This is a genomic window from Pseudarthrobacter sp. 1G09, from assembly GCF_050038305.1.
Taxonomy (GTDB): Bacteria; Actinomycetota; Actinomycetes; order Actinomycetales; family Micrococcaceae; genus Arthrobacter; species Arthrobacter equi.
In genome coordinates, this window is sequence record NZ_CP188306.1 from 2931169 (window position 1) to 2956823 (window position 25655).

15 protein-coding genes and 2 tRNA genes are annotated in these 25655 nt (G+C 66.4%); 6 read left to right on the forward strand and 11 right to left on the reverse strand.

Going from position 1 to position 25655, the window contains the following annotated elements; genetic code table 11:
• The first annotated feature begins 2 nt into the window (after window positions 1-2).
• The 3 genes from ACP3TD_RS13450 to ACP3TD_RS13460 all read left to right on the forward strand — a co-directional run bounded on the left by ACP3TD_RS13450 (window position 3) and on the right by ACP3TD_RS13460 (window position 4478).
• On the forward strand, window positions 3-2063 hold the full coding sequence (locus ACP3TD_RS13450) for a TPM domain-containing protein (protein WP_426763503.1): 2061 nt from the start codon (window positions 3-5) through the stop codon (window positions 2061-2063).
• 107 nt (window positions 2064-2170) lie between these two features.
• Window positions 2171-2962: a PspA/IM30 family protein gene (locus ACP3TD_RS13455; RefSeq protein WP_426763505.1), complete on the forward strand. Its 792-nt coding sequence runs from the start codon at window positions 2171-2173 to the stop codon at window positions 2960-2962.
• 88 nt (window positions 2963-3050) lie between these two features.
• A complete protein-coding gene (locus ACP3TD_RS13460) occupies window positions 3051-4478 on the forward strand; it encodes a cryptochrome/photolyase family protein (RefSeq protein ID WP_426763507.1) in 1428 nt (475 codons plus the stop codon).
• 22 nt (window positions 4479-4500) lie between these two features.
• Here ACP3TD_RS13460 and ACP3TD_RS13465 read toward each other — a convergent pair whose 3' ends face one another.
• The 5 genes from ACP3TD_RS13465 to ACP3TD_RS13485 form a co-directional block, all read right to left on the reverse strand.
• Window positions 4501-5433, reverse strand: a complete 933-nt coding sequence (locus ACP3TD_RS13465) for a cytochrome b/b6 domain-containing protein (RefSeq protein ID WP_426763509.1) — start codon at window positions 5431-5433, stop codon at window positions 4501-4503.
• A gap of 141 nt (window positions 5434-5574) precedes the next feature.
• Window positions 5575-5648 (reverse strand) — tRNA-Met (locus ACP3TD_RS13470).
• Between the two features lie 151 nt (window positions 5649-5799).
• A tRNA-Met gene (locus ACP3TD_RS13475) sits at window positions 5800-5873 on the reverse strand.
• A 170-nt stretch (window positions 5874-6043) separates the two neighbouring features.
• Complete coding sequence (locus ACP3TD_RS13480; protein ID WP_426767240.1) at window positions 6044-9001, reverse strand: UPF0182 family protein; 2958 nt, start codon at window positions 8999-9001, stop codon at window positions 6044-6046.
• A 165-nt stretch (window positions 9002-9166) separates the two neighbouring features.
• Window positions 9167-10357, reverse strand: a complete 1191-nt coding sequence (locus ACP3TD_RS13485) for a YlbL family protein (RefSeq protein ID WP_426763511.1) — start codon at window positions 10355-10357, stop codon at window positions 9167-9169.
• A gap of 135 nt (window positions 10358-10492) precedes the next feature.
• On the opposite strand from ACP3TD_RS13485, the gene ACP3TD_RS13490 reads away from it, so the two are divergent.
• Window positions 10493-12004: a zinc-dependent metalloprotease gene (locus ACP3TD_RS13490; protein ID WP_426763513.1), complete on the forward strand. Its 1512-nt coding sequence runs from the start codon at window positions 10493-10495 to the stop codon at window positions 12002-12004.
• Between the two features lie 30 nt (window positions 12005-12034).
• Here the strand turns inward: ACP3TD_RS13490 and ACP3TD_RS13495 are convergent, their stop codons facing one another.
• The 3 genes from ACP3TD_RS13495 to nudC form a co-directional block, all read right to left on the reverse strand.
• A complete protein-coding gene (locus ACP3TD_RS13495; protein ID WP_426763515.1) occupies window positions 12035-12670 on the reverse strand; it encodes a M48 family metallopeptidase in 636 nt (211 codons plus the stop codon).
• Window positions 12667-14820: an ATP-dependent DNA helicase UvrD2 gene (locus tag ACP3TD_RS13500; protein ID WP_426763517.1), complete on the reverse strand. Its 2154-nt coding sequence runs from the start codon at window positions 14818-14820 to the stop codon at window positions 12667-12669. The genes ACP3TD_RS13495 and ACP3TD_RS13500 overlap by 4 nt, the downstream gene beginning before the upstream one ends.
• A gap of 66 nt (window positions 14821-14886) precedes the next feature.
• Window positions 14887-15945 (reverse strand): NAD(+) diphosphatase, encoded by a 1059-nt coding sequence (gene nudC / locus ACP3TD_RS13505; RefSeq protein ID WP_426763519.1) that lies wholly within the window; start codon window positions 15943-15945, stop codon window positions 14887-14889.
• A 133-nt stretch (window positions 15946-16078) separates the two neighbouring features.
• Between nudC and ACP3TD_RS13510 the strand changes: the two genes are divergently transcribed.
• The gene (locus ACP3TD_RS13510; protein WP_426763521.1) at window positions 16079-17425 is read left to right on the forward strand and encodes a phosphotransferase; all 1347 of its coding nucleotides are present in this window, start codon (window positions 16079-16081) and stop codon (window positions 17423-17425) included.
• Window positions 17426-17455: 30 nt separating this feature from the next.
• On the opposite strand, the gene ACP3TD_RS13515 is transcribed toward ACP3TD_RS13510, so the two are convergent.
• The 3 genes from ACP3TD_RS13515 to ACP3TD_RS13525 form a co-directional block, all read right to left on the reverse strand.
• A complete protein-coding gene (locus tag ACP3TD_RS13515) occupies window positions 17456-20959 on the reverse strand; it encodes an ATP-dependent helicase (protein ID WP_426763524.1) in 3504 nt (1167 codons plus the stop codon).
• Window positions 20956-24174 (reverse strand): ATP-dependent helicase, encoded by a 3219-nt coding sequence (locus ACP3TD_RS13520; protein WP_426767242.1) that lies wholly within the window; start codon window positions 24172-24174, stop codon window positions 20956-20958. Before ACP3TD_RS13520 ends, ACP3TD_RS13515 begins: the two co-directional genes overlap by 4 nt.
• A gap of 128 nt (window positions 24175-24302) precedes the next feature.
• Window positions 24303-24719 (reverse strand): MGMT family protein, encoded by a 417-nt coding sequence (locus ACP3TD_RS13525; RefSeq protein WP_426763527.1) that lies wholly within the window; start codon window positions 24717-24719, stop codon window positions 24303-24305.
• Window positions 24720-24782: 63 nt separating this feature from the next.
• Here ACP3TD_RS13525 and ACP3TD_RS13530 point away from each other — a divergent pair, with 63 nt between their 5' ends.
• Complete coding sequence (locus ACP3TD_RS13530) at window positions 24783-25493, forward strand: 3'-5' exonuclease (protein ID WP_015937658.1); 711 nt, start codon at window positions 24783-24785, stop codon at window positions 25491-25493.
• Window positions 25494-25655: the final 162 nt, after the last annotated feature.

Sequence of the window (25655 nt, forward strand, 5' to 3'; positions counted from 1 at the left end):
ACATGCGGTCAAAGTTCAAACGTATTCTCGCCGTCGTTGGCCTTACCGGCCTGCTGGCGGTGCCCGCCAGCGCGGCCTGGGCCGAAGATCCGGTCACCCTGGATCCCCAGAGCAAGATCGTCGACTCGGCCGGGGTGCTGGGCGCAGACAAGTCAAAGGTCGAAGCTGCCATCAAGAAGCTCGGCACCGACCACGCCACCGTGCTGCATGTCGTCACCGTGAAGAAATTCGAGAACCCCACGGATCGCGAAGCCTGGACTGACGAAGTAGCGCAAAAAGCGAACCTAGGGCCGAATGCCCTAATACTTGCGATTGCCACAGACCCCAGTGTCAGGCAGTACATCCTGAACAAGGGCGGCACAAAGATCACCGCCGCCCAAATTGAGAACATCAAGTCGACAGCCATCGGGCCGCAGCTCGCCAACGACAACTATGCACAGGCTGCAATCAACGCGGCATCGGCGATCGGCGACGCAGCCGGCGGCGGCAGCGGTAAGCTTCCGTCCGAAGGCGGAGCCGGAGCCGCGGTGCTCGTGGGTACCGGTGTTGTCGCTGCCGGCGGTGCGGGCACCTACCTGTACTTCCGCAACCGCCGCAAGAAGGCGGCCGGTCAGGCCTCGAGCGCCAGCTATGGACCCCAGGGTGGCCAGGTGGATCCGCTGGCTTCCCTCAGCGTCGAGGAACTGCGCCGCAAGAGCGGCCCGCTGTTGATCGAGGCTGATGACGCCATCAAGTCGAGCGAGCAGGAACTCATGTTCGCCCAGGCGCAGTACGGCGACTCCGCCGTTGGCAACTTCACCAAGGCCCTCGATGAGGCCAAAGCCCACATGAGCGAATCATTCAAACTCCAGCAGCAGCTCGACGACCACATCCCGGACACTGAAGAGCAGCAGCGGACCTGGCTGGGCGAGATCATCCGTAGGTCGGAGGCCGCTCTGGCCTCCCTGCAGGAGCAGAAGGCGGACTTCGACTCCCTGCGGGAACTCGAAAAGAACGCTCCCCAGGCCCTGGCCGCCGTCAATGCCGGAGCACGCGACGCCGACGCAAAGATTGCCAACGCCGAGGAATCGCTCACCATGCTGCGCGCCAAGTACGCCGACAGCGCGCTGGCCCAGGTGTCCGACAACATTCTCCAGGCCAAGGAACGCCTCGCCTTCGTCAAGAACGCCAGTACCGCCGCGCAGCAGAAGCTGGATGAGGGCGAAGCAAGCCTCGCCGCCGTGGCCGTCCGCGCTGCCGAGGAAAGCCTCCACCAGACGAACGTCCTGATGGATGCCATCTCCAAGCTCTCGTCCAGCCTGGACGAAGCCCGGAACAGCCTTGAGGCCGCGGTGGTGGACACCTCGCAGGACCTGGCCCAGGCCCGGGCAATGATCCAATCCGGCGCCCACCCCGAGCTTGCCGGCCCGGTAGCAGGCGTCGAGGCTGCCCTGGCCCAGGTCAAAGCCGAAATCCAGGGTGGCAAGATCGACCCCATGGCCACGCTGCAGCGGGTTGAGACTGCCCATCAGTCCCTTGACCAGTCGCTGACCGGAATCCGCGACCAGCAGGAACAGGCGCGCCGGGCCCAGGCCTCGCTGCAGCAGACCATCATGTCCGCCCAGGCACAGATCAGCGCCACCTCGGACTACATCACGGCCCGCCGCGGCGGCGTCGGCACCGAGGCGCGGACCCGTTTGGCGGAATCCCAGCGGAACCTGGACTACGCCCTCTCCATTGCGCGGACCGATCCCGTCACAGCCCTCACCTACGCACAGCAGGCACACGCCCTCGCCGCGCAGGCAGCCCAGTTGGCCCAGGCGGACGTGGACCACTTTGACGGCTACGCCAACCAGGGCTACGGCCGGGGCGGCATGTTCGGCGGCGGAGGCGGAGGCGGCGGCCTGGGTGGCGCCATCCTGGGCGGCATCCTGATCAACTCCATCCTCAACGGCGGCGGCGGTGGCGGTTGGGGCGGCGGCCACGGCGACGGTGGTGGCGGTTTCGGCGGAGACTCCGGCGGTTTCGGCGGCGACATGGGCGGCGGCTGGGGCGGCGACTCCGGCGGCGGCGGCGACTTCTGATCACCACAAGCTAGGCGCCCGCCGGAATGCCGGCGGGCGGATAGGCGCAGTACACCACTGTTCACCGGCAGCAGTGGCCACAACAGAGCAGGACGAAAGGTAACACCATGGTTAAGCAGTCCATTTTCGGCCGCATCGCTCAGCTGGCGAAGGCAAACATCAACTCCTTGCTGGACAACGCTGAGGATCCGCAGAAGATGCTGGACCAGATGGTCCGGGACTACACCAACAACATCGCCGAGGCTGAGTCAGCCGTGGCGCAGACCATCGGCAACCTCCGCATGCTCGAAGACGACTACAACGAGGATGTCCGCAATGCCCGCGACTGGGGCAACAAGGCCCTGGCAGCCTCGCGCAAGGCCGATGAATTCCGCAGCAGCGGCGATGTGACGGACGCCGAAAAGTTCGACAACCTGGCCAAGGTGGCCCTGCAGCGCCAGATGGCTGCCGAGAGCGAGGCCAAGGGCGCTGAGCCCAGCATCGCCTCGCAGCGCGAAGTGGTTGACAAGCTCAAGAACGGCCTCGACCAGATGAAGGGCAAGCTCAACCAGCTCACCAGCAAGCGCAACGAACTGGTGGCACGGTCCAAGACCGCAGCCGCACAGACGCAGGTCCACGACGCCATCAAGAGCATCGACATCATGGATCCCACCAGCGAGGTGGGACGCTTCGAGGAGAAGATCCGCCGTGAAGAGGCGAAAGTCCGCGGCCAGCAGGAACTCGCCGCATCGAGCCTCGACGCACAGTTCAACCAGCTGGAAGACCTCGGTGAGCAGGTGGAGATCGAGGCCCGCCTGGCCGCACTGAAGTCCGGCGGCAAGAGCAACCAGGCCATAGGTTCGGGCAATTCGGCCGATTCCGCCTCCACCGTGGATGAGGCGGATTTCGATAAGCTCTGAGCCTGCCGCAGCAGGTAATCACCAACGTTGAGGGGCCGGGACGGAAAGTCCCGGCCCTTTGCCGTTCCCCGGTGTGTAGCGTGGTGGCATGGCTTCCACAGATCTGACGTCACTCGTATGGTTGCGCGACGACCTTCGCCTTGACGACAACCCTGCACTGTCCGAAGCTGCCCACCTCGGTGTGCCGATGACAGTGGTCTACGTTCTGGACGAGGAGTCGGACGGTGTTCGGGCGCTCGGAGGGGCCAGCCGGTGGTGGCTGCACCACTCGCTGGCGGCACTCAGCGCCGATCTGGAAGCCCAGGGTTCGCGCCTGGTGCTGCGCCGCGGCAAGGCCGCCGACGTCATTACTTCACTGGCAGCGCAGACGCACGCGGGCCACCTCTTCTGGAACCGCCGCTACGGCGGGGCGGAACGCGATATCGACGCCGGCCTGAAGAAATGGGCTGCCGGGAACGGCATCGAGGCCTCCAGCTTCCAGGCCAACCTGCTCTTTGAACCCTGGACCATCAGGACGGGCGCCGGCGGCCCGTACAAGGTCTACTCACCGTTTTGGCGAGCCTGTCTGGCAGCCGGCGACATCCGGGATCCTTACGACGTTCCCCAAGACCTTCCCGAACCGGCTTCCTCCGGCCGCGGCCTCCCGGCAAGCGACTCCCTAAGCAGTTGGAAGCTGCTGCCCACCTCGCCGGACTGGAGCGGAGGCTTGGCCGACACGTGGGTGCCCGGCGAAAAGGGCGCGCTGGACCGCCTAACGGACTTCCTGGACGGTCCCATCGAGGACTACGGAACCGGAAGGAACATCCCCGGCACTGAAGGAACCAGCCGGCTGTCCCCGTACCTCCGGTTCGGCGAAGTCAGTCCGTTCCGGGTGTGGCGTGAGATCCGCCGCCGCCATCCGCGGCAGGTCCCTGCCGACGTCGGCATCTTCCGCTCCGAACTCGGCTGGCGGGAATTCAACTGGCACCTGCTCTATCACAATCCGGAACTGGCCACCCGGAGCTTCCGGCCTGACTTTGAGAAGTTCGAATGGGGATCCCTGAGCCGGAAAGAACTGGCCGCGTGGCAGCAGGGCCAGACCGGCTATCCACTGGTTGACGCCGGTATGCGGCAGCTCTGGCAGACCGGGTGGATGCACAACCGCGTCCGCATGGCAGCGGCATCCTTCCTGGTCAAGAATCTCCTGACCGACTGGAGGGTGGGCGAACAATGGTTCTGGGACACCCTGGTGGACGCCGACGCCGCAAACAATCCCGCCAACTGGCAATGGGTGGCCGGCTCCGGCGCGGATGCCTCGCCCTACTACCGCATCTTCAATCCGGTAACCCAAAGCAAGAAGTTCGACGCCGGCGGCGACTACCTGCGCCGGTTCATCCCGGAGATCGCCGGCCTTGAGGGCAAGGCGATCCACGAACCGTGGACGGCGGAACTGGAAAGCTACCCCCAGCCACTGGTGGAGCTGCCCGAGTCACGGGAGCGGGCACTGGATGCCTACCAGAAGCTCAAAGACTCCTGACCGCCTGTACGGGCCGCCAGGGTCAGCGGCTGACTTTGCCCATCAGTGACGCGATGGGGCGCAGGAAAAGCGGGCGGGCGAGGAACCAGGCGCCAACCATGACAACCACGGAAGCGGCGAAGACCCAGAAACCGAACCAGCCGTCGTCGTCACGCACACCGTACATGTGGTTGAGGTTTCGGAGCGCCCCTGTGGCAAAGACCAGGAACACGTGCACCACCACGAAGGCAACGAAGTAGATCATCACAGGAAAGTGCACGGCACGGGCCCACTCGATGGGATACGCCTTGTTCAGGCCGGCAGCCTTCTTGGGCCAAGCACCGGACATGCGCAGCCCGGTGATAAACGCCAGCGGTGCGGCGATGAAGACGGTGATGAAGTACGTGAGCAGCTGGAGCGCGTTGTAGTTGACCCAGCCGTTCTCGGTGGGCCAGTTCAGCGATGCGTACTGGAGGGCGGCCGAAAGGGCGTTAGGGAAGACATCCCAGCTGGTGGGGACAATCCGCATCCACTGGCCCGTGGCAAAAAGGAGAACAGCGAACACCAGGCCGTTGAGGATCCACAGGGCGTCCAAAGTGAGGTGGAACCACAGCTCAAGGCTGATCTTCGTTGGCGCGTTCCGGGTCCGGATCAGGCCCTTGTTGTTGCGGGTCCAGTGGGCGCTGGGGCGGGTGGTGGTCCGCACCTGCCAGCCCGTACGGATAATCAGGAGCAGGAAGAAGGCGTTGAGGAAGTGCTGCCACGCCAGCCACGCCGGGAAGCCCTCCGGGGCCGAGGCCGGCAGCTCCGAATGCCCCGGGTAGTCAGCCACGAAGGAAGCCACGGCGGGAAGGCCCACAAGCCATCGTGCGGCGAGGACCACCAGTACCAGCGCCACGAGGACGGCCGGGATGCCCCAGTAGAGTCGGGACCGCTTACCCGTGGCGGTGCCGGGCTTCTTCGTGGGTGTGGACATCGAACTACATTCCTCTCGAGAATGACTGGCCAGGTGCTCGCAGCACGCAAGCCCTGCGAACGAGAATACTAGGAACTACCCTGATCCACGGAAAAAAGAAGACCCCGTCCGGCTGGTGTGCCGAACGGGGTCTTTCCATAGTTGCGGGGACAGGATTTGAACCTGTGACCTCTGGGTTATGAGCCCAGCGAGCTACCGAACTGCTCCACCCCGCGTCGCTTGATCAACACTACCCTATCTTTTCGGCCGCCATGACCACGTGACCCAAAGCCCCGGCCGGCCACTCGCCGGAGGTGTGCCGTGCCACAGCCAGGAGCACAAAAAGAAGACCCGGACACTGTTTCCAGTGTCCGGGTCTTCTACCGGTTGCGGGGACAGGATTTGAACCTGTGACCTCTGGGTTATGAGCCCAGCGAGCTACCGAACTGCTCCACCCCGCGTCGCAAGAACTACTCTACCGGGAGGTGAACGCCGGGCCAAATCGAGAGAGCGTGACGTCCGTTACGCAAGCGGCACCCGCTTCCCGGAGGAAGCGGGTGCCGCTGTGCGTCGTCGTACTTTCGTTCAGGTCCTGGGCACCCGGGGGTGGCTCAGGACGCTGCGCGCCTGGCTAGTTGCTGGGCGACGGTGACGGCGTTGCCGTTGGTGCCGGACTGGCTTCCGGGGTGGTGCCTGGAATCTTGGCTTCGGCGTCCACGGCCTTCTTCAGCGCCGCGGTGATCCGCTTCTGCGCCTCACCATAAGCGGCGAAGTCACCGGTTGAAAGAGCCGACTGGCCGGCCTGGATGGCAGCATTTGCTTCGTCCAGCGCCGCCTTCAGCTCAGCCTTGGCGTCCGCTCCCGGCTCCGATGGATTAGCCGGCCCGGCTGGCGTCTGCCCGTTGTTGTCCGAGTCGCCCGCTGCTGCGCCGGAATTACCGCCGAAGAGCTGCTTGAGTGCTTCGTCCAGGGTCGGCGCGAAGCCCACCTTGTCACCGAATGCCACCAGCACGCGCTGCAGGGTGGGATACGAGGTCTCACCGGTCGACTTCAGGTAGACCGGCTGCACATACAGGATGCCGCCGCCCACGGGAAGGGTCAGCAGGTTGCCGTTCAGCACGTCCGAGGCACCCTGGCGCAACAGGTTCAGGGCCTGGGACACCGTGGGATCGGAGTTGAACTTGTTCTGCGCCTGGCCCGGGCCGGGGACCTGGGTTTCCGGCGGGATATTGAGCAGCCGCAGCTTGCCGTAGCCCTCGCCCTTGACCCCTGCCTGGTTACCGGCGTCGGAATCCGCCGCCAGGAAGCCATAGAGGACGTTACGGGCGTTGTTGTTCACAATCTGCGGAATGAAGGATGAAGTGAGCTGGAACGCCGGCTTGTCCTGGTCAGGCATCTGCAGCGACATGTAGAACGGCGGCTGCTTGACGTCGGTGTCCACTGTGGGATCGGCCGGAACACTCCATGCGTCGTTGTTCTTGTAGAAGCTGCGGGGGTCCGTCACGTGGTATTGGCCCAGCAGTTCACGCTGGACCTTGAACAGGTCCTCCGGGTAACGGACGTGGCTCATCACCGCACCGGACATTTCCGAATAGGGCTTCAGGGACGTGGGAAACACCTTGTTCCAGGCCTTGAGGACGGGGTCCTGGTCATCCCAGGCGTACAGGGTGACGGAGCCGTCGTAGGCGTCCACGGTTGCCTTGACGGAGTTCCGGATGTAGTTCACGGTGCTGTTCGGCAGGGCTACGGCACGGCCGGAGGTGGTCTGCGTGTCTGCAGTGGCCTCAGACAGCTGCTTCTGCTGCGAGTAGGGGTAGTACTGGCTGGTGGTGTAGCCGTCTACGATCCACTTCACGCGGCCGTCAACAACCGCCGGGTAGGCGTTGCCGTCAACGGTGAGGTACGGCGCAACTTTCTGGATGCGTTCCCGGGGGTTGCGGTCGTACAGGATCTGCGAATCGGAGTTCACGCCGTCCGAGAGCAGCAGGTCCGAGGACTGGAACTTGATGGCGTACAGGACCTTGTTGAAGAACGAGCCCACGTTCGGGCCGCCATTGCCGGTAAACGTGTACTGGGTTTCGCCTTCGCCTTCGCGGCCGGACGGACGGTCCTGCTCACGCGGAGCGGTGCCTTCCGGAGCGCCGACAATCGAGTACTCGGGTGAGGATTCACCGAAGTAGATGCGGGGCTGGTAGGAGGAGTCGTTGCCCAGGACGCCATTGGAGGGGATGCCCGACTGCAGGAATTCAGGCTTGCCGTCCACGGTGAACTTGTTGCCCTTGGCAGCCACCACGCCGTAGCCGTGCGTGTACACCACGTGCTGGTTCAACCAGCCCTGCTGGTTGGCTATCACGTTGGTGGGGTTCAGTTCCCGGACAGCGATCACGGTGTCCTGGATCTTGCCGTCCACCTCGTACCGGTCAACGTTGAGGGCCTCGGGGAACTGGTAGTACGGGCGGTACTGTTCCAGCTGCGCGAAGGCGTCAGAGATCAGGTTGGGGTCCAGCAGCCGGATGTTTGCGGTGGTCTGCGCGTCCGGGGCGAGGGCACCTGAGGTTGCCGTGTTGGTGGCGTCGTAGCGGGTCTCCTGGATTCCATCGAGCCCGTAAGCACTGCGGGTGTTGTCGATGTTCCGCTGGATGTAGTCCTTCTCCAGCGTTTCTTCCGAAGGACGGACCTGGAACTGCTGGATCACCCAGGGGTACACTCCACCGGCCAGGATGGACGTGATGATCAGCATCGCCGTTCCGATAACCGGCAGGCGCCAGCGGCCAATGATTGCTGCCACGATGAACAGAGCAGCTACCAGCACGGCAGCAACGGCAAGGATGGCCTTCGTGGGGATGACGGCGTTGACATCCGTGTAGAGGGCACCGGCCCAGCGTCCGCCACTGCTCTGGACCGAGGAATACCGGTCAAGCCAGAAGTTGATGCCCAGCAGGATCAGGAACGCGGCACCGGTGACGGCAATGTGGATCTGGGCTGCACGGGCAGTGTAGACGCCGCGCTCCATGAGCCGGATGCTGCCGTAGAGGTAGTGGGTCAGGATGCCGGCGATGCCGGCAATGACAACCACGCTGATCAGGAAGCCCGTGACGAATCCCAGGAAGGGCAGGACCATCACATAGAAGCTGATGTCCATGTTGAACTGGGGGTCCTGCTTGTTAAAGCCCACCTGGTTGAAGAAGAGCAATACCTTTTGCCACTGGCTCGCGGCAGCGCTTCCGGCGAAGAGGCCGAAGAGGATGGGCAGGCCAATCATGACCACCCGCCGTACCGGTTCAAGCTGCGCCTGGTAGCGGTTGAGGTTGTCCCGGATATCGGAATCAGGCGCGTAGACCGGCCGGGACCGGTAGGCAATGCGGATGGCAAAGAACACGCCGGCGAACATCATGGCGAACCCGGCAGCGAAGATGGCGATCTTGGCAAGGTTCTCGGTGATGAAGACTTCCATGAACCCCAGCTGCCGGTACCAAAGGACATCGGTCCAGACGTTGGCGAAGAAGATGAAGCCCACGACGACGAGGGCAACAACGATCAGGGTGGGCGTCAGCGCACCGCGTCGGGAAGGGGGTCTGCCGGTGGACATGGTGCTGGCGGGACGGGACAAACTTGGTACCTCATAGCTGGTCGTCAGATATTCGAAGCGTGCGTGCGAGTGACGTACTCCCCCGGCCTGCAGCTGGAATTGTCCGTCACCTTTGCCACGAGTGGCGGTAAGGCTTAGTTCCTGTCGAGTCTAGATGCGCCCAGTCTAGTTGTTTCCGCAGGTGGGCAGGCCCGTTGTGTCCTGGCCACTGCCGGCACGTTCGACGGCGGACCTCGCCTCCGCGAGCTTGCCCACCTTGACCACCTGGAGCCCGTCCGGGATGTGCCCCACCACTTCCCCGCAGTTTTCCGCGGGTGCCAGGAACAGGGTGGCTCCCCCGGCGCGGGCGCCCTGCATTTTCTGCACGATGCCGCCAATGGCCCCAACAGTGCCGTCCGGCGAAATGGTGCCTGTGCCGGCGATGTGCTTGCCGCCGGTCAGGTCGCCGGGGGTGATGGTGTCGATGATGCCCAGGGAGAACATCAGCCCGGCCGACGGGCCGCCCACTTTGTCCAGCGAAATATGCACATCGAAGGGGAACGTAAACAGGTACTTCAGCATCACCCCAAGGATGAACCGGCCTTCGCCGTTGTCCTTGGGGGTGATGGTCTCAGTCACCGGCTGGCCGTCCCGCTCCAGCACCACGGCTGCGGGGGCGCCCTTGCCGGCCGCGAGCTCGTCCTGGATGACGGCCAGTGACGTGATGTCCTTGCCGTTGATGGTCTTGAGGACGTCCCCGGTTTGGATCTTGCCTTCCGCAGCCGACCCGTTTGACAGTCCCGCGGCCTGCAGTTGCTGGCCGAAAGGGATGTCCAGTTCGTTCAGGGCCGAGGCGACGGCGTTTTCCTGGGACGTGGTCATGGCGACGGAACTCTGCTGGGCGGCTTCTTCCTTGGTGGTCCCCGTGGGATAGATCAGCTCCACCGGATAAACGGACTTGGACCGGTCGAGCCAGGCGGAGAAAGCGGTCAGGATGCTGACCGGGCTATTGGGGCCGCCGTCGACGTACACCGTGGTGAGGTCCAGGTTGCCTGCCGCCGGGTAGGACTCATGCCCGGTGACCTTGATGACGGGAGTCCCCTGTCCCTGTCCCAGCGTGTTGTACGTGGGCCCCGGGGATTCGATGACGTACGGCACGGGAATGACCCCGACGGCGATGCCCAGGCCCAACGCCGTCATACCGGCAAGCATCATGGCTGAAACCCTGGGGCTTCGGCGAGGCGCAGAACCTGTTGGCGCGCCGCCGTCCGCGTCATTGCCGCCGGCCGCTCCGCCGTCGTGATCCCCTGGCCGGGGCTGGGAAAGAAGCTCTGAAGCGTGGTCCTCGGAGGGGTACCCGCCACGGGTTGTAGTCACCCAACAACAGTACGCGGTAGCAGGACCCGGGGGCTCTTTGCCCACAGCGAACGTCAAGCCGGTGCGGCAGACAGCCGCGGATGGCCGGGGTACCGTGAAGGTTGAGCACCAGTCACACCGACGATCGGCGGGATCATGACCTCCAACCCACACAATTCTTCGAACGGCGACGATACCCCCAAGGATCCGTTGGCCGAGATGCTGCAGAACCTGATGGGCGGCAAGGGCATGGAAAACTTTGATCCGGCCGAGCTCGCAAAGGCTGCCGGCCTGCCGAACGATCCCAACCTGCTGGCCCAGATGTTCTCCCAGGTCCAGGCCATGATGAGTGCCCCGTCCGAAGGGCCCGTCAACTGGACGCTGGCGCACGACAATGCACGGCGAGTGGCCGCGAGCAGCTCCGATCCGTCGGTGACCTCCCAGCAGTCCCGGGAGGTGGATGAGGCCCTGCGCCTGGCGGAGCTGTGGCTTGACCCGGTCACGGACCTGCCGTCCACCGGACTGATCGGGCGGGCCTGGTCGCGTGCTGAGTGGGTCGAAGCAACACTGGGAACCTGGAAGCGGCTGACGGAGCCGGTGGCGAACAGCATCGCCAATGCCCTCTCCGCCGCCATGACGGAACAGATGCCCGAGGAAATGAAGTCCATGATGGGCGGCGCCTCCTCGATGCTGCAGAACATGGGCGGCGCCATCTTCGGGATGCAGCTGGGCCAGGCCATCGGCGCACTCTCGGCGGACGTTGTCAGCTCCACTGATATCGGCGTGCCGCTTGCGGACCTGGAAATGGCCCTCTTGCCGGCCAACGTTGCCGCTTTCGGGGAGGGCCTGTCCCTGCCGGAAAACGACATCCGGCTGTTCCTCGCAGTGCGTGAGGCAGCCCACGCCCGGCTGTTCGTGCAGGTCCCGTGGCTGCGGGGGCACCTCCTGGGAGCCATTGAGGCATACGCCCGCGGCATCCACATCGACACTTCGCGCATCGAGGAACTGGCCCGGGACCTGGACCCGAGCAACCCCGAAGGAATCCAGGAAGCCCTCTCCCAGGGTGTTTTCATGCCGAAGCGCACCCCTGCGCAGGAGCAGGCCCTGGAAAAGCTCGAAACGGCGCTGGCCCTCGTGGAGGGCTGGGTGGACGAACTGACCGCCGCCGCCACCGAGAATGTGCTCCCCTCCGCTGCCGCCCTGCGTGAAACTGTCCGGCGGCGCCGCGCAACCGGCGGCCCGGCAGAGCATGCCTTCGCCTCCCTGGTGGGGCTGGAGCTGCGGCCGCGCCGCCTCCGGGACGCGGCCACGCTGTGGGCCGCCCTCAAGGAGGAGCGTGGCGTCGAAGGCCGGGACGCCATCTGGCACCACCCGGACCTGCTGCCCACCGCCGAGGACCTGGACGATCCCAAGGGCTTCAGCGCCCGCCGCAAGCTGGCTGAGGCCAGCGACAGCGAAGTGGACGATGCCCTGCAGAAGCTGCTCAGCGGTGGTTTTGATGCCCCCGCCACCGATGACGCCAACGAAACGTCGGCCGGCGCAGCGGAGAACGGCGACGGAGCCCCGGGTTCCGGCGAGGTTCCCGGCTCAGCCGGCTCCGCTGGCGACAGTACCGACGACGACCGCACCGATAACGACGGCGGCGAAGGCACCCAGCCGAAGGCCTGACCATCCCGCTGCGGCGGCAGCACCCTCAACCTAGTCGGCGTCCTCCGGCCAGCCTTCGGGCTCCGGCAGGGCGCCGGCTTTGTCGTCCCCGGCTCCGCGGCCGGTGGCCAGGCCGCGCGCGGAGGCAAAGGAAACCCCTTCAAGGAATGCTTTCGCCCGCTGCGTTTCCGGGTACGCCTCGAGCATCTTCCAGAACGCGGCGTTGTGCCCGGCCACGAGGAGATGCGCGAGTTCGTGCAGCAGGACATAGTCAATGACCCACTGGGGCATCGGCTTCAGCTTGTCCGAAAGCCGGATGGTGCCGTCCGCCGGGGTGGCAGAGCCCCAACGTGAATTCTGGTTGCTGACCCACCGGACGGAAGCCGGAGCTGAGCGCCCACCCAGGTACTGGGCAGACAGGTGGGCGGCGTGGGCTGCGAGGGCGGCATCGGACGCCGGCCGCTTCCTGCCCGCCGCGCTGCGCCGCTCCCCCTGGCGCTGCAGCTTTGCCAGCATGCGCCGGACCCATTCGGTTTCCTGGGCCGAGGTAAACCGCGCAGGGATGGCGACGACGGCAGTCCCGTCCTCCCAGAACGCAGCCACCGTCCGGGTCCGGCGGGAAGACCGCCTGACCTCCACCGGCGCGCCGTCGGCTGTGGTCAGTGTGGGCGGCCCGCCGGAGCTCACAGCTCGGTGCTCTCGGTCAGCACCCGCAGGACGTCGTCGCCGTACTTCTCAAGCTTCGATGGACCTACGCCCGCCAGGCCGGCGAGATCCTCGATTGATGCCGGCCTCGCCTCGGCGATGGCGGTGAGGGTGGCGTCGGTGAAGACCACGAACGCGGGCACATCAGCAGAGAGTGCCACTTCGCGGCGCCAGGTCCGCAGGGCTTCGAACGTCTGTTCCTCGTAGCTGGGCGGGCACGCATTGCACCGTCCCACCTTGCGCTCCGCGCCAGAGGACAGCATGCTGCCGCAGACCCTGCACACTGCCGGGGCGGCAGCCTTCCGCCGCGGAGCCGGGCCCTTCCCGCGGGTGCTGGACGTGGCCACGGAATTGGGACGGAGTCCGTCAAGGAACCTGGACGGTTTCCGGTTGGCCCGGCCACCCGGCGTCCGCGCCGTGCTCCAGGACAGGGAAAGGTTCTCCCGCGCACGGGTGATGCCGACGTACAGGAGCCGGCGCTCTTCATCCACCGATTCCGGGGAATCGGCGAAGGAGATGGGCATCAGGCCTTCACTGAGGCCCACGAGGAACACTGCATCCCATTCCAGGCCTTTCGCGGCGTGCAGGGACGCCAGGGTGACACCCTGCACCGTGGGGGCGTGCTGGGCGAGCGAACGCTCCTGGAGTTCGTTGACGAAGTCCGCCAGTCCGAACTCCGGTCCGCGGACCTGGACCAGCTCATCGGCGAGGGCCACCAGCGCCGCCAGGGACTCCCACCGTTCCCGCAGTGCACCGCCACTGTGCGGGGCGGAATCCGTATACCCAAGGGAGGAGACGATGTCCCGGACCAACTGCCCGAGCGGTTCGCTGGCTCCCTCTTCACTCACCGCCCTGGTGGCGGCACGCAGCTGGAGGATGGCGTCCCGGACTTCCTTGCGCGCAAAGAACCTCTCGCCACCGCGGAGCTGGTAGCCGATGCCGGCGGCGGCCAGGGCCTGTTCGTAGGCCTCAGACTGCCCGTTGGTGCGGAAAAGGATGGCAACTTCGCTTGCCGGGGTGCCGGCGTCGAGCAGTGCCTTGATCTTTTGGGCGACGGTGGCCGCCTCGGCTTCGTCGTCGGTGCACTCTGTGAACGTGGGCACCGGGCCTGCGGGCCGCTGCGCCACCAGTTGCAGGGGCGCGGCCCACGCGGCATCCGCTGCCGGACCACCGCTGCGACGTCCGCCCAGCAGGTCGTTTGCCAGCTTCACCACCTGGGGTGTGGACCGGTAATCGCGGATCAGCTTGACCACGTTGGCCTGCGGGTACCGGGCCTTGAAATCCAGGAGGTGCCGCGGCGAGGCGCCGGTGAAGGAGTAGATGGTCTGGCTTGCGTCGCCCACCACGCAGAGTTCATCCCGGCCACCGAGCCAAAGCTCCAGCAGCCGCTGCTGCAGAGGCGAAACGTCCTGGTACTCGTCCACCACGAAGTGCCGGTACTGCTCCCGGACGGTGGCAGCCACTTTCTCGTCCTCCTGCAGGATCCCCACGGTGATCAGGAGGACGTCCTCGAAGTCGATGACGTTGCGGTCTGTCTTCACGTCCTCATAGGACTGGAAGACGCGGGCCACGGCGGTGAGGTCGAAGCCGCCAGGGGCGCCCCTGTCCTGGGCGTTTTCCAGATAGTTGGCCGGGGTCAGCATGGAAACCTTGGCCCACTCGATTTCCGACGCGAGGTCGCGGATGGAAGCCCTGTCCGTGCTGAGCCGGAGCCGGCGTGCCGCCTCCGCCAGGGTCTGTGCCTTGTGCTCCAGGAGGTTCGGCAGCGTGCCGCCAACGGCCTGCGGCCAGAAGAACTGCAGCTGGCGCAGCGCCGCCGCATGGAACGTTCGGGCCTGCACGTTGCCTGCCCCAAGGTCCCGGAGCCGGCTTCGCATTTCCGCCGCGGCCCGCGCCGTGAACGTCACAGCCAGGAGCCGCTGCGGTGTGTAGACGCCGGAGTGCACCCCGTAGGCGATGCGGTGGGTGATGGCCCGGGTTTTTCCGGTTCCGGCACCTGCCAGGACGCACAGGGGTCCGTTCAGGGTGCTGGCCACCTCGCGCTGCTCGGCGTCCAGCCCGCCCAGGATGCGGTCCTCCAGGGAGGCTGTACCGTCCTGAGAAAGGGCTCCGGTGAAGTTGTCTGTAGTCACGTCTATTGCTCTGTGTCCCGTTGCTGCTTTGTTCGACTGCCGCGCCCAGTCTTGTGAATATGGATCTCAGGCGTCGGCGAGATCCCGGATCCGGCCGCCGTACCAGTGTTCAATGAGTGCCCGGGCGATGGAGAGCCTGCTGGAAATGGTGATCTCACCGCTGAGCACGGCGTCCTGGAGTTCCTCCCGGCTGAACCAGCGCGCCCTGGTGACCTCCACGCCGTCGGGCGTTGCCACGGCGTCATCGGTGATGGCGGTAAATCCAAGCATAAGGGAGGCGGGGAAAGGCCACGACTGCGAGCCCAGGTACTGGCAGGCTTTCACGCGGACACCCACCTCCTCGAACAGCTCCCTGACCACGGCTTGTTCCAGCGACTCCCCCGGTTCGACAAAGCCGGCCAAGGTGGAGAAGTTTTTTGCGTCGGCCGGCCCCCCGCCGCCCAGGAGCAGGCGTCCATCCGGGCCCACCACCGTCACGATGATGGCGGGATCTGTCCGCGGATAGTGCTCCGACGAATCCGCGGGGCAGCGCCGCACCCAGCCTCCAGCCTGCACTTCAGTGGGTGTGCCGCACCGCGGACAGTGCGTATGGCCGGCGTGCCAGTTGGCAATGGCACTTGCCTCCACAAAGAGGGCTGTCGCCGTTGGCCCCAGGCCGGCCGCCACATCACGGAACCCGGCCCATGAAGCCCCCTCGGGAACGCCTGCCGTTCCCGGCTCGACCGGAGCGGGCAGCACGAACAGCAGCAGTTCCGTCCCGGTGGGAAGATCGGCTGCCGGCAAGGCGGAGCCAAGGTAAACCATCAGCTCCGGAACGGTGCCCGCTGCCGCCAGCTCCGCGTGCAGTGAGCGGGCGTTCGAAAGGAGCAGGCTGCCCCCGCTCACCAGCCCTTGCCTGCCCGACAACACAACCGCCAGGGTGTCCGGAGCGGCCGCGAGCTCTTCCACCATTCCTGCCTTCATCCGTTCCGTGGAGCCCCTGTCCACCAGGGCGGGCCGCACCGGAAGCAAAGTGTCGCGAAGATGGTTGGCAGCCAGGAGTCCCGGCCCGTCCGGCGTGATGGCTGGTTGCCCCTGGGCGGGCGTTTCCTGGTGGACGGGCGTGGCAGACTCCGCGTGGCTCATGACTCCACCGTACTGACTGGGACTGACATTTGAACATTTTGGTCCCATTGGGTATCCCCCTGTTTTGCACGTATCTGGAGACTCGCCGCTACCGGACCGGCGTCTTGGACGGCGGGCAATCTACCGTGGGACGGTGAGAAGAAAACCGATTGAACTGGCAGCCGTTGCAACCGCCGCAGTCCCCGGACTGACACCGACGGCAGTTAGCTCCGCTCCGGATGATCCCGTGGACTTCGACTCGGCGCTGCTCCTTGACTCCGAAGGCAAACGCTGGCGCGTCAGGTCACCCCGCCATGCGGAAGCCAGCGCCCGGCTGGAAACGGAATTCCTCGTCCTTCGTGCCTTCGCTCCTGCCATCCGGGCTGAACTGCCGTTCCTCATGCCCACGGTGGCCGGCAGCGTCCGGCTGGGAACCCTGAGCACCTTCGTTTACTCGCACCTGGCCGGCAGTACCCGCAGCGTTGAGGACCTCACCGCCGGCCCGGCTCCGCTGGCCCGGGAGATCGGCGTTGCCCTGGCAGCCATCCATGACCTTCCGAGGTCGCTGGTCAGCAACGCCGACCTGCCCAGCTACACCCCCAATGAGTTCCGCCAGCGGCGCCTTAATGAGCTGGACCAGGCGGCCACCACCGGCAAGATTCCTTCAGCGCTGCTGCTGCGCTGGGAACACGCCATGGAAGACGTGTCGCTCTGGCGCTTCAACCCCTGCGTGGTGCACGGCGACCTGCACGAGGACAACCTCCTGGTGGAGGGCCAGCGCGTCACGGCAGTCACGGGATGGACGGATCTGCGGATCGGCGACCCCGCCGACGATTTCGCATGGCTGGTGGCCTCCAACGAACAGGACTTTGTTGACGCAGTCCTGGCCGGCTACACCGCCAGCCGCCGCGATACCCCGGACGCGCACCTGCTGCGCCGGGCAGCCCTGTCCGCGGAGTTTGCCCTCGCCCAGTACCTGGTCAAGGGCATTGCCTCGGGGGACGCGGAAATGGTGGCCGAAGCAGAGGGCATGCTCGAGACGCTGGCCGCCGATATCGCCGAGCACGGCGGCCAACCCATTAGCGTCGAACCCCAGCCGCCAATCCAGCCAGGGCACACGGCCGGCGTTGCGCCGGCAGGTTCGGGCCCCGGCACCGCGTCGGACACCCCGTCGCCGGAGGGCCAGTCCCGCACGGGTTCTTCAACGCAGGACGCGCTCGACGGCGGCCCGGCGGCCGGGGCCGGGATGCCCGCCGTGACGGTGGTTCCGGTGCCGGCCCAGCCCTCAGTATCCGCCGTTCCCTTGCCGGCGCAGGCAGCAGTTCACGTGGCCAAGATTCCGGTGGCGCCCGCCGCAGCAGCAACGGGCGACGGTGCGCCGGCCACGGAGCACGGCAACGACACGGCTTCCCCGGCCAGCGCGGACCAGGGCGCCGGCAGGGCAGGAGACGATACCTCCACTGCGGCCCTGTCCGTCATCAAGACCAACCACGGCCAGTAGCCGTTCACTGCCGAGCGCGGCAGTGAACGGTTACTGGTTGGCAACAGCGGCGGCAACGATCGCTTCCAGTTCTGCTGCTGTCCCGAGATCGTGTGGCCGGACTACCTCGTTGTCTCCCACGTAGAAGAACGCTGCCCGTACCGATTCCAGTGGAACGTCCTTGAGCCGCGCCCAGGCAAGCCGGTAAACGGCAAGCTGTACCGCCCGCGTCCTGAGCCGCGCGCCCGACGGCCGCCGCCCGGTCTTCCAGTCGACCAGGTCCCAGCGTCCGTCGGCATCGCGGAACACAGCATCGATCCGACCGCGCACCACCACGTCGCCTACCCGGGTTTCCACGGGCACTTCCACGTATGCAGGCGCCCGGTCGGCCCATTCCGAAGCCCGGAAAGTCGCCACCATGGCGTCAAGGTCGTAGGCGGCATCGATGTGGTCATCAGACCCAGGGGCCTCGCCGAGGTCGAGCATTCCCGCGGAGCCGAAGTAGTCCTCCACCCATGCGTGGAAGGCTGTCCCCTTGCGGGCTGACATGCCCGGTTCTCTGGGTACGGGGCGGCGGAGCCTGGCCAGCACGGCCGCCGGATCCTCTTCCAGGTCAACCAGGGTGGAAGCAGAGATGTGGGTTGGCAGGTGGACGTCCTGTCCGTGGGACCGGCGTGAACGGCGTTGCAGCAGCAGCGCAGCTTCCCTGGCCCAGCCGGTTGCCGGGCCTGCCAATCCGGGGTTTTTGGCCGGGTCCTGCTGGGTCAGGAGATCGGCGGGCCCTTTTTCCAGTTCGGCCAGCACCCTCGCTGCCGCGGCCTCCATGGGTGCCCTGCGCCCTCTGGAGAGACGCAGCCGTTCTCCCGAACGGGGATCAATTGGTCCTTCCAGGGGATCGTAGGGCCAGCCTGCCACTTCCGTTTCCAGCGTCAGAGGGCTGTTTTCCGGCAAGGCTTCTTCATCGAGCGACAGGGGATGCACGCTTGCTTGGGCAGGTGATCCGGCCGCCGGGACTGCCAAGGTTTCCAGCTCGGCAAGGAAGGGGGACATGGTGCTCCGCCCCGACCGCGATCCTACCCAGGCAGCGCTGGACACCCACAGGACATGTTTTGCCCTGGTGTAGGCCACGTAGGCAAGCCTGCGTTCCTCGGATTCACCGTGTACCTGCACGGCTGCCTTGAAGTCTTTTTCGGCGTCGATCCAACCCTTCTGGTCAGGCTGGTCCAGGTCCCATTGCGGGAGGTCGGACCGGTCCCCGCGAAGCGGCCACGGAAGCGCAGCGGTTCCGCTGCTCCAGCGTGAATCCTTGTCGGTGGGGAAAGCCCCGGCGTTCAGCCCCGGAACGAACACCGCATCCCATTCGAGTCCCTTGGATGCGTGAACCGTCAGGAGCTGGACCGCTTCCCGGTTCACGTCCCCGGGCGGGGCCTCGAGGCCGTTTTCCTCAGCAGCCGCTGCCTCAAGCCATGAAAGGAACGCGAGGATGTCCACCCTGTGGGAGGTGCGCAGGAACCCGGCAGCCGCGTCCTGGAAGGCGTCGAGGTTCCGCCGGGCCTGGTGGATGCTGACACCGGGCAGGGCCGCCACTTCGATGTCGAGGAGCATGGCCCGTTCAACTTCGCCCAGCAGGGTGGTGAGGTCATCGCCAAGGTAGCCCCGAAGCTGGCGCAGCTCGACTGACAGACGCTGCAGCCTCCCGCGGGCAACCTCCGTCAGGGACCGCCCGGCGGAGGAGGTCCAGCCCTCGCGGGGCAGCCAGTCAAGGGCTTCGACCAGGCTGGCGCCGTCGGTCAGGTCGGACTCCGGGACCGTTCCGTCGCCGTCCCCGGGTTCATCACCTTCCGGACTGGCCGAAAGCTGTCCGCGCCGGCGGGCCAGGTGGCTGGACCAGTCGCGCAGGGCCATCAGGTCTGCCGGTCCAATCCGCCAACGGGCACCGGCCAGCAGGCGCATCAAAGCATCGGACCTTCCGGGGTCGGCCAGGACCCTGAGGGTGGCCACCAGGTCCACCACCTCCGGGGTATCCAAGAGACCGCCGAGCCCTACGATTTCGTAGGAGATGCCGCGTGCCTCAAACTGCCGGCGGATCGTTTCCATCTGGGCACGGCGCCGGCACAGGACGGCGAGCGCCGGTGCCACCGAAGATCCGTCCGGTTTGGTTTCAAAATCAGTGATCCGGTACTTCAGGACATCGTCCGCGAGCGCAGCGGCCTCTTCAGCGTCGCTGGCGAACCGCCCCAGGACCACCCTGCCCTCCACTGCGAATGGACTGGGCTGCAGCGGCGGCACGCTTGCTGCGGCTGTGGCTCCCCCTCCAGCCGGTCCGCGCTGCGCTTCTGCCTTGGCCAGGGATTCAGACATGACATTGGCGGCGGCCAGGATCGACTTGCCGTTCCGCCAGGCCGTTGTCAGATACGACGTGGGGGCCGGCTCCCACTGGGCGGGGCCTTCCGCCGGGCCGGTGCGAACCGGGAACTCGCGAACGAAGTGGAACAACTGCCCTGCCGAGGCGCCCCGGAATCCGTAGATGGATTGATTGGGATCGCCCACCGCCGTGACGGCGTGACCGCCGCCGAACAGGCGCGAGAACAGGACCAGCTGGGCATAGGAGGTGTCCTGGAATTCATCAAGCAGCACCACCTTGTACCGCTGCCGCTCCATGTGTGCCGCGAGGGGAACATCGCGGGCCACCCGGGCGGCCAGGGAAACCAGGTCCCCGAAGTCCAGTGCTCCCCTGGCGCGTTTGGCACCCGTGTAGCGGCCCACCATGTCCGCCACGCTGGCCCGCGTCCGCAGCATGCGTGCGATGTCCGCGGCTGCCTGCGGCGGATTTTTCTGCTTCTCGGCGAGGTACGGCAGTGCCGCATAGTCGGCAAGCCGGGCCATCAGCCAGGCCTCCACCTCCTCGGGCTCCTGCAGGTGTTCGGCACATTCGCCGGCCAGCTGGATGACGGCCTTCACGAGGGTGGACTTGGCCGCGCGGAAGTGGCCGTACTCGCCGTCGTACGCCTCGACCACTTCGGTGGCGAGTTGCCACGCCTGCGCCCCGCCCAGGAGCACCACGTCCCGCTCGACGCCGAGCCGAAGCCCGTAGTCCGACACGATGCCACTGGCGAAGGAATGGTAGGTGGAGACCTTGGGCTCAAGGGCGTCACTGCTGATCATCCCGGCCGGAAACAGCGGTGCGCCGGTGTCCCGGGACGCCACCCGCTGCAACGAAACGAGTTTGGCCCTGATCCGCGACGCGAGTTCGCCGGCGGCTTTCCGGGTGAACGTCACGCCGAGGACTTCCTCGGGCCGGACCCAGCCATTGGCCACTAGCCACACCACACGGTCCGCCATGGTGGCGGTCTTGCCCGAACCTGCCCCGGCAATGACCAGACGCGGCGTCAGCGGCGAGGAGATAATTGCCGACTGCTCCGCGGTGGGGACGTTCTTCTCACCCAGCAGGACCGAAAGTTCCTCAGGGCTGAAGCGCACGGGCGGCGGGAATTCGCCGTCAGCAGGTTCGTCGGCTGGCCGGCCGTCGAGGGGCACCTGCACATCCTGGCTCATTCGGTCACCTGCCGTCCGCGGGCACAGAGCGGGCAGACCTCAGGGAGCCTGCAGCCGTGTCCGCCGAAGCTTCCCTTGCCGGGGTCGTGCCTGGCCTCGAATGTGTTGCCTCCCATGACGGCTGCGGCCTCCTTGACCATGTCGAGCGCCCAGTTGTCCTGCGGGTCCAGCGGCTCCTGTTCCTGGACGGCGGGCGACTTCGCCGTTGTCCCCAGCTGGGCAAGGACCGCCCCGCCGGGAAGCACCTGCCCGGTGTCGCTGCCATCGCCGAAACCGCCGGCAAGGACGGCGGCCTGGTAGGCGCCCAACTGCGGGTGGCTGGCCAATTCAGTCTTCCCCGGCTGCCGTTTCCCTGTTTTCAGATCGACGATGACCAGCCTTCCCTCGCTGTCGATTTCGAGCCGGTCCACCTGGCCGCGGAGCACTGCTTCCCGCGGAGATGCGTCATCGAGCAACACTTCTCCCAGGGCAACGTCAAAGTCCTGTTCCACGCCCAGCAGGCTGCGTCCGCTGCCGCGCATCGCCAGCACGTATTGGGCGAGCTTCCGCACCATGGCCTCGGCCCTCTGGTGGTCGAGCCTGCCCTCCCAGTTGTCTTTCATTCCCAGCTGCGGCCAGCGGCGGGCAAGCTCTGCAACGTATTCCTGGCCGGACGCGTCAGGCATGTCCTGGGCGATGGCGTGGACCAGAGTGCCGAGGCTGCGGGCAAAGTCTGTCGCCGCTTCGCCGCCGGCAGCCTGAACGAACCAGTCCAACGGTGATTTCTGCACGGATTCGACCTTTGAGGGGGAGACAAACACCGTGCCGCCCGGCGGCACCACGGCGTCGGCGGATGTGAGCGGCTGAATTCCCCACCAGCTGTCCGGATGGGCGCCTGGGACCTGAGGCTCGGCGGCTGCGAGGCCTGCCAGGACCCTCGCAGCCTCCTGCGCCTGGGCGCCCTCCAACTGTGCATGCTGGCGCAGTTCCGCGACGAGGGCACGCAGTGTCATGGGCCGCTCAACTGCCGTGAAGCTCCGTGCATCCTCACCCGGGGCCAACGGTGCCGCATAGTCCAGGAACGACGACGGCTGGTCGTCTTCGGAGGCCACTGCAGTGCAGATCAGCAGTTCCTCCGCGCGGGAGACGGCAGTGGAAAAGCTGCGGAGTTCGTCATACCGGATGTCGCGCAGCCGGCTGAGCGGGTCGCGCTGCAGGGCGTAGGCCGTCCCGTGTTCAACAGCGTCCGCATAGAGTGTGCTGCCCAGGAGCTCCCCCCGGAGCCTGGTATTGGGCCACACTCCTTCCTGCAGGCCGGCAATGAGGACAACTGGCCATTGCCGGCCTGCGGCGCTGGCCGGGGTCATGAGTTCGACGGCGTCGTCCACCTGGGCACGGGCGGCAAGAGTGTCCATGGGCAGCTCCTGGTTCAGGAGATATTCCAGGAACTGTTCCGGGCCGGCGCCGGGCATCTGGTCCACGTAGCGCTCTGCCGTGTGGAACAGGGCCATCATCGCGTCCAAGTCCCTGTCCGCGCGGGCGCCGTGCGGTCCCCCGGCCAGGGCGGTTTCCGTCCAGGCCGCGGAAAGGCCGGTGGCGCTCCACAGGGCCCACAGCACAGACTCGGCGTTGGCTCCCGGCTGGCCGGCTGCTTCCTTGCCGGACTGGATCATCCGGGCAGTCCGGCGGGCGGCACGGCCTTCAATCCCGAGGCTCCCCAGCGCCCCTGGTTCCAGGAGCGCCTCGACCAGCAGGGAGTCGCTGCTGCGGCCGCCGCCACCCGTCAGCTCCTCGCGCCGAAGCGATTGCCGGAGCCGCCGGAGTTCAAGGGGGGTGGCTCCACCGATCCTGGACGTCAGGAGCGACACCGCCCCTTCGGGTGTCAGGAGCGAGGGGTCCAGGGCGATGGCATAGGCGTCCAGGAGGGGGCGGACGGCCACTTCGTCACGCACCGCCGACTCAGCCACCGGGACCCGCACCGGGATGCCCTGCCCGGACAGGTAGCGCTGCAGTTCGCTGACCTGGCCGCCGTTGCGAACGATGACGGCGATGTTCGTCAGGGGCCGGCCCTGACCGATGTGCTGGTCGAGAATCCGCTGGGCCACGTACCGCAACTCGTGGACGGCCGACGGAACCAGATGGGCTTCAACCCGGCCCTGGTCATCGCCGGCGGAGCCTTGCTCCAGGCGGCGCGAAAGCTGGCCGCCGGCCCGCTGGGAGATGCGGCCTGCCACACCGAGCCAGGCTTCCGCGACAGCGGGAGCCAGCCGGTGGGCGTGCCATAGTGGCCTCTCGAGCACCAGGGCGTCCGGCGACAGCAGCCGGGGCAACTCGGCCACAAGATCGGGCCGGGCCCCGCGGAACCCCTGGACCACGGTGTCCGGAGACGAGGTGACCAGGCAGTCCTTGCCGGCGGCAATGTCTGCCAACAGTTCGAAGACCGCAGGGTTGGCTTCCTGGATGTCATCCACCAGGATCAGCTGCAGCCGTTGCCGCTCCGCGGCGAGGAATTCCGGGGCGTCCTGGAAGATCTGCCGGGCAGCGGTGATGATGCCGGCCGGATCGAAAGCCTCCGGCATGCGCAGGTCCAGCACATCCCTGTATTCGCTGTAGAGGGCGGCCGCGGCGATCCAGTCCTGCCTGCCACACGACCTGCCCAGCTCCACCAGGTCGGCGGGTGTCCGGCCGGACTCAATGATGCGGTCGAAGAGCTGGCGGACCTCCTGCCGGAACCCGCGGGTCTCCAGGGCACCCGCGAGGTCGGCGGGCCAGGGCAGTTCCAGCCCGGGCAGCCGGTGCCCTTCCAGCAGCTCCCTGATAATCAGGTCCTGTTCCGGACCCGAGAGGAGCCGCGGCGGCCTGGAAAGGGGGGTGATGCCTTCAGCCTTGGCCCTTCTGATGAGGTCGAATGCGTAGGAGGCCCAGGTCCGTGCGGGAGTGGTGCTAAGGCTTCGGTCCAGGCGGGCGGTGAAGCGGTCGCGGAGGTGGTCCGCCGCCAGCCGTGTTGGAGCGAGGATCAGGATCCCTGCAGGGTCAAGGCCGTCTCGGTGGACCCGTTCCACTGCGGCCTCGACAAGGACGGTGGTCTTGCCGGTTCCGGGAGCTCCCGGAATCAGCACCGGCCCGGAACCGGCTGCGACGTCGACGGCGGCTTGCTGGTCCGGGGTCAGTGCGGGCCGTTCGGCATGGGACTGGCTCGGAGGAAGCAGCCTGAGGGGGCCGGAGCCGGAGAGCATACCCTGCGCAGCGCGGCCGCCAGGAGCTTCCCCGCCCGCGCCGCCGCGCTCGCCAAAACCCGGGCCAGTCGGGTCCGGGTAGTCCTCGAATTCGTCGTCAAAGGGGCCTGTCAGCGGGAGTGTTACCGTCACACCGACATCCCATCATCAGCCACTGACAATCTGTGGAGCTCGCGCTCCAGTTGCTCGGCCACCGCATCCATCCGGTCGAAATCCTCTCCATCGGGTGCCCAGCGAGCCGCCTGGAGGTCCACCCGCCACCTGCCGTCTCCGGTGCGCTGCCAATCCCGGTAGGCGCCGACCAACGGCGTCCCTTCATCAAGGTATCGGCGCAGCGCGTCCGCCTCGTGGCCTTCGGGGGCGTGTCCACTGGCTTTCAGGATCCGCCACCACGGGACGCCGCTGCCGTAGTGGCTCATGACCGAACCGATCTGGCGCGGTCCCCCGGAACCCAACAGTTCCGCGACGTCGCCATAAGATACCGCGGATCCTGCCGGCACCATCCTCACGATGGCGAGGACCGCCTGCACATACTCAATCCGCATTGATCCAATGTAGCCGCAGTGGCGTTCCACGGAATTGTCCGGGGGTCCCTTTAGCGTGGAGGTATGAGCACCTGGAACACCCTCCCCCGCGCCGCCTTTGACCTGGAAACCACCGGACGCAACTCGCGGGCCGCCCGGATAGTGACCGCATCGGTCACTGTCGTGGACCACAGGGGCGAGGTCATCCGGGAGCACGAGTGGCTGGCCGATCCCGGGGTTGAAATCCCCACCGAAGCCAGCGATGTGCACGGCGTCACCACCGAGCAGGCACGCAAGGACGGCCGTCCAGCGCATGAGGTCACCAGGGAGCTTGCCGCAGTACTGCAGGAGCTTTTCGATACTGGCGTCCCCGTCATCGCGTTCAACGCCAGCTACGACTTCACCGTCCTGGCGGCGGAGTCGGCCCGGTACGGTGTCCCCCAGCTCACCCGGTTCCCCGTGCTGGATCCCTACATCATGAACAAGCAGGTGGACCGCTACCGCAAAGGCAAACGCACGCTGACGGCCCTCTGCGAGGAGTACGGCGTGGTCCTCGACAACGCCCACACATCCGCAGCCGATGCCCTGGCCACCTTGAAGGTTTTGGACGCCATGGCAGGTAAATTCCCTAAACTGATGATGCCCGCAAGCCAGCTCCATCAGCTGCAGGTGGATTGGGCGGTGACGCAGGCCGCGGATTTCCAAGGGTATCTCCGCAAGACTAAGCCCACGGCCGTCATCGAAGGTGATTGGCCAGTGCTGCCCCCGCAGGACGCTACCGGCGGCGGGTTTTGAGCCCCATAACCCTGCTGCGAGGCACGTCACAGTAGTGCCGCGTAACATTTGGCGCGTCCAGCAGCACCCATCTGTTCGGCTGTACTGGTAATGACCGACCGACCGGCGCCCGTCACGCGCCTTTAGCCGAATCTCATACGGCGTTGTAACAACCTGGCGCCC